Annotated in this window: 14 protein-coding genes; 1 reads left to right on the top strand and 13 read right to left on the bottom strand. The window is 69.2% G+C overall.

The features are described 5' to 3' along the window. Positions 1 to 19: 19 nt before the first annotated feature. The 9 genes from OG300_RS34570 to zapE form a co-directional block, all read right to left on the bottom strand. A complete protein-coding gene (locus tag OG300_RS34570; RefSeq protein WP_405488333.1) occupies positions 20 to 565 on the bottom strand; it encodes an RNA 2'-phosphotransferase in 546 nt (181 codons plus the stop codon). 49 nt (positions 566 to 614) lie between these two features. After that, positions 615 to 1,046, bottom strand: coding sequence for a hypothetical protein (locus tag OG300_RS34565; RefSeq protein ID WP_405488331.1), 432 nt, complete (start codon positions 1,044 to 1,046; stop codon positions 615 to 617). A gap of 58 nt (positions 1,047 to 1,104) precedes the next feature. Further along, positions 1,105 to 2,379, bottom strand: coding sequence for a DUF58 domain-containing protein (locus OG300_RS34560; RefSeq protein WP_405488329.1), 1,275 nt, complete (start codon positions 2,377 to 2,379; stop codon positions 1,105 to 1,107). Positions 2,380 to 2,386: 7 nt separating this feature from the next. Beyond that, positions 2,387 to 3,349, bottom strand: coding sequence for an AAA family ATPase (locus OG300_RS34555; protein WP_405488327.1), 963 nt, complete (start codon positions 3,347 to 3,349; stop codon positions 2,387 to 2,389). A 20-nt stretch (positions 3,350 to 3,369) separates the two neighbouring features. Then, the gene (locus OG300_RS34550; protein ID WP_405488325.1) at positions 3,370 to 3,873 is read right to left on the bottom strand and encodes a hypothetical protein; all 504 of its coding nucleotides are present in this window, start codon (positions 3,871 to 3,873) and stop codon (positions 3,370 to 3,372) included. 49 nt (positions 3,874 to 3,922) lie between these two features. Beyond that, positions 3,923 to 4,846 (bottom strand): DUF4129 domain-containing protein, encoded by a 924-nt coding sequence (locus OG300_RS34545; RefSeq protein ID WP_405488323.1) that lies wholly within the window; start codon positions 4,844 to 4,846, stop codon positions 3,923 to 3,925. A 471-nt stretch (positions 4,847 to 5,317) separates the two neighbouring features. Then, positions 5,318 to 6,766, bottom strand: a complete 1,449-nt coding sequence (locus tag OG300_RS34540) for a UDP-glucose dehydrogenase family protein (protein WP_405488321.1) — start codon at positions 6,764 to 6,766, stop codon at positions 5,318 to 5,320. After that, positions 6,766 to 7,866, bottom strand: a complete 1,101-nt coding sequence (locus OG300_RS34535) for a glycosyltransferase family 4 protein (RefSeq protein ID WP_405488319.1) — start codon at positions 7,864 to 7,866, stop codon at positions 6,766 to 6,768. Before OG300_RS34535 ends, OG300_RS34540 begins: the two co-directional genes overlap by 1 nt. A 269-nt stretch (positions 7,867 to 8,135) precedes the next feature. Continuing rightward, on the bottom strand, positions 8,136 to 9,110 hold the full coding sequence (gene zapE, locus OG300_RS34530; RefSeq protein WP_405488317.1) for a cell division protein ZapE: 975 nt from the start codon (positions 9,108 to 9,110) through the stop codon (positions 8,136 to 8,138). Positions 9,111 to 9,190: 80 nt separating this feature from the next. Between zapE and OG300_RS34525 the strand changes: the two genes are divergently transcribed. After that, entirely contained in the window at positions 9,191 to 9,787 is a 597-nt protein-coding gene (locus OG300_RS34525) for a TetR/AcrR family transcriptional regulator (protein WP_405488315.1), read from the top strand. Here OG300_RS34525 and OG300_RS34520 read toward each other — a convergent pair. The 4 genes from OG300_RS34520 to OG300_RS34505 form a co-directional block, all read right to left on the bottom strand. After that, the gene (locus tag OG300_RS34520; protein ID WP_405488313.1) at positions 9,768 to 10,082 is read right to left on the bottom strand and encodes a hypothetical protein; all 315 of its coding nucleotides are present in this window, start codon (positions 10,080 to 10,082) and stop codon (positions 9,768 to 9,770) included. The genes OG300_RS34525 and OG300_RS34520 overlap by 20 nt on opposite strands. Before the next feature lie 157 nt (positions 10,083 to 10,239). Then, entirely contained in the window at positions 10,240 to 11,415 is a 1,176-nt protein-coding gene (locus OG300_RS34515; RefSeq protein WP_405488311.1) for a lipid-transfer protein, read from the bottom strand. Beyond that, the gene (locus OG300_RS34510; RefSeq protein WP_405488309.1) at positions 11,412 to 11,825 is read right to left on the bottom strand and encodes a MaoC family dehydratase; all 414 of its coding nucleotides are present in this window, start codon (positions 11,823 to 11,825) and stop codon (positions 11,412 to 11,414) included. The genes OG300_RS34515 and OG300_RS34510 overlap by 4 nt, the downstream gene beginning before the upstream one ends. Next, the gene (locus OG300_RS34505) at positions 11,822 to 12,787 is read right to left on the bottom strand and encodes a bifunctional MaoC family dehydratase N-terminal/OB-fold nucleic acid binding domain-containing protein (protein ID WP_405488307.1); all 966 of its coding nucleotides are present in this window, start codon (positions 12,785 to 12,787) and stop codon (positions 11,822 to 11,824) included. Before OG300_RS34505 ends, OG300_RS34510 begins: the two co-directional genes overlap by 4 nt. Between the last annotated feature and the right edge of the window lie 11 nt (positions 12,788 to 12,798).

Raw genomic sequence — 12,798 nt, 5'->3', positions numbered from 1 at the left:
GTGGCCACGCCGGTCCCGCTCACCATCCCGACAGATAGGCGGGCGGGACGGCGGCCACCAACCAGACCCCGTTGGTGCTGACCCGGAACACGTGCCCGTCGCGGTCCATGGCCGCGGCATCCACGGTCAGCACCACGGGTTTTCCACGCCTGGCGCCCACCGCGACCGCGGTATCCAACGCGGCCGACAGGTGAACGTCGTGGCGGCGCATGGGTTTCAGTCCCTCCGCGCGGATCGCGGGCAGGACCGCGGCAACGGTGCCGTGGTAGAGGACAGCGGGCGGTACGGCCGCTCCGTAGTCCAGGTCAATGTCGACACTGTGCCCCTGACTCGCGCGAATGCGGGTGCCGGTCTCATCGAATTCGAAGCGGCGCTTGTCGTTTCGCGCCACCACCTCGTCCAGCTCGGGCCGCGTGAGCACCCTCCCGTGCCGCCCGAGCGCCGCCAGCAGCGTGGCGACCTCCACCCAGCCTGCCGCGTCCAGCGCGATGCCGATCTCTTCCGGAGCGTGTCGCAGATGCCGGGACAGGCGCTTGGAGGTCCTGACCATTCGTTGTTGTTCCATGGTCGCGAGTGAACCAGGGCCGCAGCCGGATTCGAAGCGAATTTTCGTGTCAGCCGACGGGGCGGTTGTCGGCCAGTCCGCGAATCAGCAAGGCGTACAGCACGATCACCGTGAACGGCGCCGCGAGCGGCAACCACGACAGCCCGGTCGGGAGCACCGTGGCGGCTCCGGCCGCCACGGTGAACACCAGTGCGCCCGCCACCGACGGAATGGTGGTGGGCACCACGCCCACCGGCGCGGACACGGTGGCCGTATTCAGCAGATAGGTGGTCGCGACCAGTCCGATGCCACCCGCCACCAGTGCGCCGGTCCCGATCCAGGCCAGCACCGCCATGGCGGCGAGCACGGCCAGCACCGCGCACACCCGCCAGCGCCAGCCCGCGATCACCAGCAGCGCCACCGGCGCGCCCGCCCAGGGCAGCACGATGGTCACCGCCGTGGCCAGCAGCAGTCCGGACAGCACAGCCAGGAACTTCGTCACCCGAACACCTCGAACATCCGAAACAGTTTGCGGCCGTCGCCGTTACCCGAGCACGCCGTCATCGCCGGACCCGGACCGTGCGACGGTGGTCGGGGATCAACCGCATGGCCTGATCGAGGCGCACGTCCTCCGGCCAGGGCACGATGTCGACGCCGACGGTGCTCATATCGCGGTACATGGAGGCGCGCTCCAGCTGCCACATGCGGGCCAGGGTGGAGTCCAGGTCGCAGGGGAAGGGCGGCCCGCGCAGCACGTCGACCACCACCACGACATGACCGCGCTTGCGCAGATCGATCAGGGCGAGGGCGAACTGGGTGTCGAGCAGGGTGGAGAAGGCGACCACCACCGCGCCGATCGGAACGGCCTGGTGCGGCGCGAGGGAACCCTGGGTCTCGATGTGCTCCTCGCCGACATCGAGCACGGTGTCGACGATCCGATAGAACTGGCGGCGGCCGATGTCGGGGCGCAGCCAGCGCGGCGTGCGGCCGAGGCAGACCACGGCGGTGCGGTCACCGGCCTGCAGCGCCGACTGCGCGACCTGGGCCGCGCCGCGCACCGACAGCTCCAGCGAATCCGAGGCGGGACCGGGGGCCTGCAGCGAAGTGTCTACCAGCACAACCACATCCGCGGCCCGGTTGGTGAAGCGCTGGGTGACGAAGAGCTGGCCGCGCCGCGCGCTCACCGGCCAGTTCACGGTGCGCAGCTGATCGCCCGGCGTGTAGGCGCGAATGTCGGCGTACTCGACGCCCGGTCCGTGCCGCCGGGTCAGGTGGGTGCCCATGCGTTCGGGAAGTTCGGTGCGCGGCAACCGCATTCGCTGCGGGTCGGTGATCGGGTAGATGTACACCTGCCCGGCGGGCAGCTGCACCGACGCCACCGCCAGCCCGGCCGGACTCAGCGCGCTGACCCGCATCGGCACCGGATAGCGGCCCCAACGCGCGGCCGAGAGCGCCAGCCGCAGACCGGCGGGCGCGGGCCCGGAGTCCACCGTCTCCTCGATGTGGGTGTCCATGCCGGGGATGGTCTGCGCGTGCAGCCGCAGCAGCGCGTGCCCGGATTCCACGAACGCGGCGGCGGTCAGCACCACCTCCTCGGTTTCGAAGCAGCGCAGCACGCCCGACCCGTCGACCTGAATCTTGGTGCGGGACTGCTGCAGTGGCGCGGTCGCGAGCACGCCGAGCATGGGCGCGGCGAACACCACCAGCTGCCAGTTACCCAGGATCAGCGCCAGCACCAACGCCGGACCCGACACCGCGGCCAGCATGAACACCAGTGGTGCCGGGCGCCAGCGCAATTCGGCCTCGATCGAGGTGCTGGTATCGCGATGCTTCATGCGCGGCTCACGACTGGGTGGCGCGCGGAACGGGCAGGCGGCGCAGCAGTTCGGCGATGACGTCCTCGCCGCGGATGCGGCGCACCCACATCTCGGGGCGCAGCGTGATGCGGTGCGCCATCGCCGGAACCGCCAGCGCCTTCACGTCTTCCGGGACCACGAAGTCCCGATTGTTGAGCAGCGCGCGGGCGCGCGCCATCTGCACCAGGTCGAGTTCGGCGCGCGGGCTGGCCCCGACCTCGACCTGCGGGTGACCCCGGGTGGCGGCCGCCAGCGAGACGACGTAGCCGACCACATCCGGGTGCACCGTCACGTATTCGACGGCCTGCCGCATCTCCAGCAGGCCGTCCGCGTCGGCCACCTGGCCGATCTGCGCCTGCTGGGTACCGCGTTCGAGGCGGCGGCGGATCATGTTCATCTCGTCGGCTTCCGACAGGTAGCCCAGGCGCAGCTGCATGGCGAAGCGGTCGAGCTGGGCCTCGGGCAGCGGGTAGGTGCCCTCGTACTCGATCGGATTGTCGGTGGCCATCACGATGAACGGGTTGGGCAGCGGGAAGGTCTCACCGTCGATGGAGACCTGCCCCTCGGCCATCGCCTCCAGCAGTGCCGCCTGGGTTTTCGGCGGGGTGCGGTTGACCTCGTCGGCCAGCAGCATGTTGGTGAAGACCGGGCCGCGCCGGAAACTGAAACGGCCGGAATGCATGTCGTAGATGGTGGAGCCGATCAGGTCGGCGGGCAACAGGTCCGGCGTGAACTGCACCCGGGTGAAGTTCAAGCCGAGCGCGGTCGCGAAGGATCTCGCGATGAGGGTCTTGCCGAGGCCCGGCAGGTCCTCGATCAGGATGTGGCCGCCGGCGAGCACCGCGATCATGATCAGCTGCAGCTCGTCCCGCTTGCCGACCACCACGCGCCCTACTTCGCGCAGTACCGCGTCGGTACGCTTGATGGTCAGTTCCATCGGTGATGTCATCGCATGTCTCGCATCTCATCTCACATGTTCTGTAGCCGGCGCAGGATCTCGTCCAGCGCCGCGCGCCCGGGGGCCCGATTGGCCTCGTCCCGCAGCGCCGAGTTCGCGGGGTCCACCCAGCGCCAGAGGTCGGGGCCGAATTGCAGCTGCCCGGCCACCTCGAGTGCGCGGCGGTTCTTGTTCATCCGATGACCGCTGGTCAGCTCGAATTCCTTGGCGAGCAACGGGCGCAGGTGGCGGTCCCAGTCGGCGCGCGAACCCTCGGCGCGCTCGGCCAGCATTTCGGCGCGGGCCTGCCAGCGGCGCAGCATGTCGGCCGGGCCGTTGTCGATCTCGTCGTCGTCGGGGCCGTCGCGTTCGATCCGGCGGGACCGCTCGATCAGCGACCACACCAGCAGCGCGAGTCCGCCCGCGACGGGAATCGCGGTGAGCGCCACCAGGATTTCGCGCTGATCGCCCAGGGCGGCGATTTCGACCAGGGCCGCCAGCAGCAGCGCGCCCACCACGATCGCGATCCGGTTCATCGCCGGTCCCCCGTTCGGTCCGGCCGGAGCTCTTCGGCGACAGCGATTTTCATGCCGCCTGCCCCTGGAGATCAGCCAATACGATACGCAGCAACTGCTCGGCCCGCATCCGTTGCCATTCGAGCATGGCGTGCGGACTGAACCGCGCCTCCTCGAACAGCGAGACCAGTTCGCGGGCCGAGGCGTCGCGTAGGAAGCCGCGGTCGAAGGCGCGCGCCAGCACCTCGGACGGGGTGTCCGAAGCCAGCGGCGCCACCTCCCGGGCCTGTGCCAGACCACGTTCCATCGCCACGTAGCAGGCGATGATGGCGGTGCGCGGGTCCTGGCCGGGCGCGATCATGGCCGCCAGGCCCATCTCGGCGACCTTGGCCAGCGATACCGCCTCCTCCGGGGTCGGCGGGGTGTGCGGCGTCGACGTTTCGGGCAGGCGGCGGTTGGAACCCACCGCGACCACGATCAACCCGACCATGGCCACCAGCACCAGCACTCCGGCCGCGATGCCGACCAGCAGCAGCGCGGTGCCCGACAGGGACGGTGAGGAGATGGTGTCCGACGGTGTCGCAACGTTTTCCAGCGGTTCGGTGGTGGCGGTCGCGGGCGTGCTGCCCGGCGACGACCCCACTTCGGATCGATGTCCGGGCGTCACCAGGTACACCGAGACGACCGCGGTGACCAGCAGCGCGAGCGTCGCGACGCCGATCACCACCAGCAGTCCGAGGCGCCGCAGCCCCAGCTTGCCGCCGCGGGTGTCGCGGTCCGGTTCGGGCATGGACAGCGGCAGCCGGTGCTGGCTGTTGATCACGCCCGCGATCAGAATCACCATCGAGACCAGCAGCAGCACCGGCATCAGAGCCAGTGATACCGCCGACGACGGATGCGGCGCACGCGGGCCGCCGGTGCCCGGGATATACCCGCGCAGCGCGACGACAGAGAGCATCACCAGCACGATCAATCCGATCGTGCGAGTTGCCACCGTCCCCACCCCAGTCACGAGCACTCCCAACCAGAGTCCAGCAGAAATCAGGCACATAGTTACATGCCGAACGGTCCATCAGGACCAAAATCGCGAATGCCGGGTTACATACATTTCACGCATAGATCATGAACCGGGCTCCGCTACCCCCCTCGTCACGATTGCACCTGTGACCACGCGTGATCCCGCGGACTCCAGGAACCATCCCGCAAGCCCACTTATCACCGGATGAAACCAATCCCCGTGTCCCACCCCGCTCGGGCATGCCCGAGCACCGCACCGGCCAATCCCCGCCGCGCCCAACAAAACTCGTCCGGGCGGCACGAAATGTCAACGGATGAAAGGCCGAATGGTCAATCCCACAGATGCGGGGGCAAGGGAGTTGGGCCGCGGCACAACCACGACCGCGCGCGGGCGGCACCGGCGGAAGAAGGGGTGGTGGGCTGCGGGGACAGCGCAGCCCACCGGGAATCAGGCGGTGCGGCGGACCCGGGCCCGCAGGCGGTTGAGCGGCGACGGCGCGACCAGGGCGCGAGCCGGTTCCGGCTGGCGATCCCGGACCGCCGGGGACGGTACGGATTTGGGCAGCGGGGTGCGCGCCTCGACCAGGCGGCCCATGGCGCGGAAATCCCAGCCGGCGGCGAGCCAGGGTTCGGGGTCGAGGGTGTTGCGGGCGTCGAGGATGGTGCGGCCGCGCGCCACCTTGCGCAGGAAAACCGGGTCCAGGTCCCGGAATTCGCGCCATTCGGTCAGGTGCAGGACCACGTCCGCCTCGTGCAGGGCGGCCGCCGCGGTGGCCGCGAAGACCAGCTGCGGGGCGACCGCGCGGGCGGTAGCCGTTGCGGCGGGGTCGAATACGGTGACGTCGAGGCCGATGGCGTGCAGGCGGGTGGCCACGTCCAGCGCCGGGGAGTCGCGGACGTCGTCGGAGAGCGGCTTGAAGGCCGCACCGAGAATGCCGACCCGGCCCGACGGCTGGATGCCGCCACCGAGCAGTTCCAGGGTGTCACGCACCACGCGTTCGCGGCGGCGCACATTGACCGCGTCGATGTCGCGCAGGAAATCCACCGACTCCCCCGCGCCGAGTTCGGTGGCGCGGGCGATCAGCGCGCGCACATCCTTGGGCAGACAGCCACCGCCGTAGCCCAGACCCGCGCCCAGGAACTTGCGGCCGATGCGATCGTCGTGGCCGAGCGCGTCGGCCAGCAGCGTCACGTCCGCGCCGGTGAGCTCGCACAGTTCGGCCATCGAATTGATGAACGAGATCTTGGTGGCCAGAAAGGCGTTGGCGGACACCTTGATCAGCTCCGAGGTGGGCAGGTTGGTGATCACCACCGGTGCGCCCGCCGCGATCGGCGTGGTGTACACCTGCCGCAGCGCCCACTCGGCGTCCGGCGTGGTGACGCCGAAGACCAGGCGGTTGGGGTGCAGGGTGTCGAAGACGGCGTGGCCCTCGCGCAGGAACTCCGGGTTCCAGGCCAGATCGACCGAAATCCCTTCCGGCGCAAGCTCGGCGATCCGCGCGGTGAGCGCCTCCGCGGTGCCGACCGGCACCGTGGACTTGCCGACGATCAGGCAGTTGCGGGTCAGATGCGGCACCAGGCCGTCCAGCGCGGCATACAGCTGCGACAGGTCGGCGGCGCCGTTCACGCCGGGAGGCGTTCCGACACAGAGGAAGTGGACATCCGCGAAGCGGGCCGCCTCGACCAGCGAGGTGCCGAAGCGCAGCCGCCCACCGGCCACGTGCCCGGCCAGCAGTTCCGGCAGGCCGGGCTCGTGGAAGGGCACCCGCCCCGCCGACAAGGCGGCCGCCTTGGCCGGATTGTTGTCCACCCCGAGCACTTCGAAGCCGAGCTCGGCCATGCCGGCGGCGTGGGTGGCACCCAGATATCCGGTGCCGATGACGGAGATGCGGAGCATCAGGAGGCCTCCTTGGAGAGCGGGACCTCGCCCCGCGCCGAATCGGGCAGCAGTCTTTCCGCGATCACCTCGCGGTAGTGGCGCAGCAGCAGTTCGTTCACGGCCGCCCAGGAGCGGTCGCGGACACTGCGCACAGCGTTCTCGGCGGTCTGCTCGCGCAGCCGCGAATCGTCCACCAGGCGGCGGACCAGGTCGACCAGCGCGTCCGCGTCGCCGGGCGGGTAGAGGAATCCGGCGCCGGGCTCGACCACGTCGATCGGCCCGCCGGAGCGCGGAGCCACCACCGGGACGCCGGAGGCCAGAGCCTCCTGTGCGGCCTGGCAATAGGTTTCGTGACGTCCCGTGTGCACGAAGACGTCGAGCGAGGCGTAGGCGGCGGCCAGTTCCTCACCGTGCAGCACACCGAGGAAGGCCGCGCCGGGCAGCAGCTTGCGCAGCCGCTTCTCCTCCGGGCCGCCGCCGACGATCACCAGTCGCACACCGGGCAGCGGCGTCAGGTGGGCCAGCAGTTCCAGTTCCTTCTCGGGCGCGAGGCGGCCGATATAGCCGACCAGCTGTTCCCCGTTGGGGGCCAAGCGGTTTCGCAGCTCCTCGGAGCGCCGGAAGGGGCCGAACTGCTGCAGGTCGACACCGCGCGGCCAGCGGGCCAGCCCGGGAATGCCCATCAGTTCGAGCTGACGCAGGCTGGCGGTCGAGGGCGCGAGGGTGCGGTCGACCTTCAGGTGGATGCGGCGGGTGAGCGCGGTCATGGTGCGCACCCCGCCGGGCAGGTCGTAGCGCTGCGCGAAACCCACCAGATCGGTCTGATAGATGGCGACGGTCGGCACATCGAGCTCGCCCGCCACCTTGGCGGCCTGATAGCCGAGGGTGGCGGGCGAGGCGATATGCACTACGTCGGGCCGGAATTCGCGCATGATCTTGCGCAACCGGCGGCGCGTCTCCAGGCCGATGCGGAAGTCGCGATAGAACGGCAATCGCGCGCCGCGCACCACGTGCACCTGGAAACCGGCGTACTTCGCGGGTCCGGTCGGTGCCACGAGGATCGCCTCGTGCCCCTTGGCGGCCAGGTGGTCGAGCACCCGGCGCACGGAATTGGTCACGCCGTTGACCTGGGGAAGGAAGGACTCGGCGACAACCAGTACGCGCAACCGGGTGCCTTTCCGGGTGATGGGGCCTGTCGGTACGCTCGGCTTCCGCGGCGCGGAATCCCTTGCCTGCTCGCGGATTCGCATCGGTCCCCTCCGGTTCGGTGCAGCTCCTGACGCCACGGTAGGAAGCGGCTCGCAACGCCGGACCCCCTGCGCGTTGACGGAAAATGAACCGTGCGCGTCGATCTCCTGGCCCAGTTCACCGGCCCTTCGCCGGATGGCTATCGGGTCTCGAGGTTTACCGGTCGCGAGAGCTCACCGAGGCGGCTGAGGGTGCGGTAGAGATCGGGAACGCGCTGGATTTCCGCGCCCAGATCCGCGAGCGGGACCTCGGCGAAGATCGACAGTTCCAGGTCCAGGTCGTAGAGCACGTCGACCAGGTTCACGAAGCGCATCACCCAGTCCGGCGGCACCGTGCTCAGGTCGGGCACCGCGCACACCACCCAGGCGGGCACCTCGCGGGCCAGCGCCAGGTAGTCGGCCGCCGAGACCGGGATGCCGCACAGCTCCGCGAAATCGACGGTCAGCGTCCCGTTCTCGACGGTCCGTGCGCGCAGCCGCCGGTGCGCGATCGGCAGCTCGGCGCTCCCGTCGGCGGGGCAGCTGCCGACCTGGTAGCGCCCGGCGGCGAATCCGGTGTGCCGACTCGCGAGCTGCCGGTAGTCCTGCGGGCCGTCGACCGCCACCACATCCAGGTGCGCGAGGATCTTGTCGATGGTCGGCACGAACATGCCGTGCATGAGCGGGTTGGGCAGCAGCCGCTCCGGCGGGTAGTTCGAGGTCACCACCAGGGTGATGCGGCGGGCGAAGAGCACGTCGAGCAGCCGGGCCACCAGGCGGGCATCGCCCGAGTCGTGCACGTGGAATTCGTCGAAGCAGATCAGCCGGGCGTCACCGAGCAGGACGTCGATCGAGGCGTCGATGCTGCCGTATTCGCCGATGCCCGCGTTCAATCGCGCGTAGAAGTCGTGGAAGTGGTAGCGGCGCTTGCGTTCCGAGGGCACGGCGGCGAGGAAGCGGTTCATCAGCATGGTCTTGCCGCGGCCCGGGCCCCCGTACAGGTAGAGGCCGCGCGGACAATGGCTCTTTATCGCGCTCGCGAGGTGCCAACGCTTGCCGATCCGGGCGGCGATGGCGGCCAGCCGGTCCGCGGCGGCCTGCTGATCCGGGTCCAGCACGATCTCCAGGTCTTCCATGACGACCTCCTCGCAATCCTCTACATCCGTAGAGCTACCTCTATAGTTGTAGAGGATCGCGAAGCCGCAGAGGAGACAACGTGACCGCCTCCACACCCGATCGGCGCATTCTCATCGTGGACAGCGCCATCGATCTCATTGCCACACAAGGACTCCGGGCGCTGACCCACCGCGCCCTCGACACCGCGCTCGAACTGCCCGCCGGATCGGCGTCGTACTACTTCCGCACCAAGCGGGCACTGATCGAGGCCATCGTCGACCGCATCGCGACCCGCTCGCGCACCGACTTCGCGGGCATGGAGCGCACGGGCGATCCGATCGACCTGGACCGGATCGCGCGCAGCACGGCGGCGTGGCTGGATCGTCTACTGGCGCAACGCCGCAACCATCTGATCGTGCGGCACGCGTTGATCATCGACCTGCTCGGCGACGCCGAACTGCACGGCGAGCTCGTCGGTTGCCTGTTCTCACACCGGCACGCGACAACGCTGTTCGACACTCTGGGCGCACCCGATCCGGCCACCGCCGCGGCCGATTTCATCGCGGTCATCGAGGGGCTGATCTTCGACCGATTCGCCGGCGCCAGAACAGCACTCGCCGCCGGAACCGGTAAGAGCGTGGATCAACTGGCGGCAGTGCTGGCGGTTCAGCTCGCGGCTACTGGTGCTTCGAGATAGTGATCCGCAGGTCGGGCCACGGCGGCCGCTTGACCACCGCGAGGGTTCCGAGCGTCGCCGCGATCAGTCCGGTCAGCACGCCCAGCATGGCGATCCGTCCGGCATCGACGGCGGGTTCCCACTTCACCTGATCGCCGCGCACCACGAAGATCCCCAGCGGACGCAGGCCGCCTTTGAATCCCCCGACCCGACTCGCGGTGATGATGGTGGTCCCATCCGACGTCTCGTGCGGCTCGCCGTAAACCAGCGCGCCGGTGAACGCCTGCACCTGGTTCAAATGCTCCTGCAAGGTCATTGCACTCCCCTTCCCCACATCGGACCGCACCAATCTACGCCCCACCGACCGACATGCCGGACAAGAGCGATGCGCCCCTGCGGCATTCTCGACCGCTCCGGAGACATGCCACAGGCCCGGGCGATCATGGATGGATCGGCCGGGCCTGCGGGGTTGGTCAGTTGGTGGTGAGGACCAGACCCGAGGTGGGTACGCCGGTTCCGGCGGTGACCACGATGTTCTCCAGGCCTTGCACCTGATTGACCGAGGTGCCGCGGATCTGGCGGACGCCCTCGGCGATGCCGTTCATGCCGTGGATGTACGCCTCGCCGAGCTGGCCGCCGTGTGTGTTCAGCGGCAGGCGGCCGCCGATCTCGATGGCGCCGTCCTGCACGAAGTCCTTGGCCTCACCGCGACCGCAGAAGCCGAGTTCCTCGAGCTGCATGAGGACGAACGGGGTGAAGTGGTCGTAGAGGATGCCCGCCTGCATGTCCTGCGCGGTGAGCCCGCTCTGCGCCCACAGCTGGTCGCCGACCAGGCGCATTTCCGGGAGTCCGCTCATGCCGTCGCGGTAGTAGCTGGTCATGACGTACTGGTCCGCGCCGGAACCCTGTGCGGCGCCGGCGATCAGCGCGGGCTTGTTCGGGAGATCCTTGGCCCGCTCCGCACTGGTGATGACGAGGGCGACGCCGCCGTCGGTCTCCTGGCAGCAGTCCAGCAGGTGCAGCGGTTCGGCGATCCACCGCGAGGCCTGATGCTCCTCGAGGGTGATCGGCTTGCCGTAGAAGTGCGCCGCCGGATTCACCGCCGCGTGCTTGCGGTCCGCGACCGCCACCCGGCCGAAATCTTCACTCCGAGCGCCGTATACGTGCATGTAGCGGCGCGCCACCATGGCCACCTGGGCCGCGGGCGTGCCCAGGCCGTGGGTGTAGGAGAACGCGTTGTCGACGCCCGAGGAGCTCGGGTTGCCGGTCGCCAGGTGAGTGGCGAACTGCCCGAAGCGATTTCCGGACCGCTCGTTGAAAGCCCGGTATGCCACAACGACATCCGCGACACCGGTGGCGACCGCCATGGCGGCCTGCTGCACGGTCGCGGCGGCCGCGCCACCGCCGAAGGGGATGTTGCTGAAGAACTTCAGGGACGGGATACCGGCGGCGCGCGCCACGGCGGCCTGGGTATTGGTGTCCATGGTGAAGGTCGTCAGACCGTCCACGTCGGCGGGGGTCAGCCCGGCGTCGGCCAGCGCGGCGGTGACGGCCTCCGCGGCCAGGCGCAGCTCGCTGCGACCCGAATCCTTGGAGAAGTCGGTAGCGCCGATGCCGACGATGGCCGCGCTACGGCTCAGGCCGGTCACTGTGCCTCCTGAAGGGAGATAACGGCTTTCGCCGTGATGTGGTCGCCGAGCGAATCCTTGCCGACCACGTCGATGGTGATATCCGCACCGTCCACCGCCGAGACGGTGCCGGTCAGGGTGAGGGTGTCGCCCGCGTACAGCGGCACGCCCAGCCGCAGCGCGATGGACTTGACGCGGGCGCTCGGCCCGGCCCAATCCGTCACGAACCGCTGCACCAGCCCGGTGTCGGTGAGGATATTGACGAAGATGTCCTTGGACCCCCGCGCGAGGGCCTTGTCGCGGTCGTGGTGCACGTCCTGGAAGTCGCGGGTGGCCAGCGCGGTCGACACGATGAACGTCGGATCGGCGTGAATCACCAACTCCGGCAGCGTGGTTCCGACCTGAACGGCCGAGAGTTCGACAGTGGTCATCGCACGGCCTTCCAGTAGGGCACGGTGTTGTCGTCGTCGAGCTTCAGATAGGCGACCTCGACGGCCTGGCCGACCTCGACCTCGGACGGCTCGATGCCGGTGAGCTCACCGAGCATGCGCACGCCTTCTTCCAGCTCGACCAGGGCGACCACGTAGGGCAGCTGCCGTCCCGGCACCCGCGGCGCGTGATGCACCACGAAGCTGAAGACGGTGCCGCGCCCGGAGGCCACCACATAGTCGGACTGCTCCGTGTGGTCCTTCCAGAGCGCCGGAACCGGCGGATGCTGGAGCGTGCCGTCGGGCCGCTGCTGAATGCGCAGCTCGCCGAGTTTCACTCCGTCCCAGAAGAACTCGGTGTCCTTGGAGACGGTGGGCCGGACCCGCTTGGCCAGATCCTCCGCCGAGACCGCGCCGGATTCCCTGGCAGCGGCCGACTTTCCGGTCCCGGGCGCGAACTTCAGCATCCGGAACTTCATCTCGGTGACCAGCTCGTCGCCCACGTACCAGTTGGTGAGGTAGGTGGTGAACCAGCCGTCGCCCAGCCCGGTCTGCTTGGGCCCCACGATGTCTCCGACACTGGAGCGCACCGTGACCTGCTCGCCGACCTGGAGGTAGCGGTGGTAGACCTGCTCGCAGTTGGTGGCCACCACCGAGGTGAAACCGGCCGCGTCGAACAGGTCGTTGGTGCGGGTCATCGGGTCGTCGTCGGCGCGAATTCCGCCGAGCCCCAGCATAGTCCACACCTGCGCCATGGCCGGCGGGGCCACGATGCCGGGATGCCCGGCCGCCTGTGCGGCGGCCTCGTCCACGTAGATCGGGTTGGCGTCGCCGAGTGCCTCGACCCAGTTGTTGATCATGGGCTGATTGATCGGATCCCGCCCCGCGCGGGGCGCGGACTCGCCGTCCGCCTTGATCTTCTCCAGGCCGTCGCGGATCTCGTCGGCCGTGAAACTCTTCGTCACGCTGTAACTCC

The sequence above is a fragment of the Nocardia sp. NBC_00511 genome (assembly GCF_045161165.1).
Taxonomy (GTDB): domain Bacteria; phylum Actinomycetota; class Actinomycetes; order Mycobacteriales; family Mycobacteriaceae; genus Nocardia.
Note: the sequence above shows the minus strand (reverse complement) of the source record. Positions and strands in the feature narration are given on the sequence as shown.

Bases quoted from the DNA above. Each gene is read 5' to 3' on its own strand.
- OG300_RS34570 (WP_405488333.1), bottom strand. From the start codon at position 565: ATGGAACAACAACGAATGGTCAGGACCTCCAAGCGCCTGTCCCGGCAT.
- OG300_RS34560 (WP_405488329.1), bottom strand. From the start codon at position 2,379: ATGAAGCATCGCGATACCAGCACCTCGATCGAGGCCGAATTGCGCTGG.
- OG300_RS34555 (WP_405488327.1), bottom strand. From the start codon at position 3,349: ATGACATCACCGATGGAACTGACCATCAAGCGTACCGACGCGGTACTG.
- OG300_RS34550 (WP_405488325.1), bottom strand. From the start codon at position 3,873: ATGAACCGGATCGCGATCGTGGTGGGCGCGCTGCTGCTGGCGGCCCTG.
- OG300_RS34540 (WP_405488321.1), bottom strand. From the start codon at position 6,766: ATGCTCCGCATCTCCGTCATCGGCACCGGATATCTGGGTGCCACCCAC.
- zapE (WP_405488317.1), bottom strand. From the start codon at position 9,110: ATGGAAGACCTGGAGATCGTGCTGGACCCGGATCAGCAGGCCGCCGCG.
- OG300_RS34520 (WP_405488313.1), bottom strand. From the start codon at position 10,082: ATGACCTTGCAGGAGCATTTGAACCAGGTGCAGGCGTTCACCGGCGCG.
- OG300_RS34510 (WP_405488309.1), bottom strand. From the start codon at position 11,825: ATGACCACTGTCGAACTCTCGGCCGTTCAGGTCGGAACCACGCTGCCG.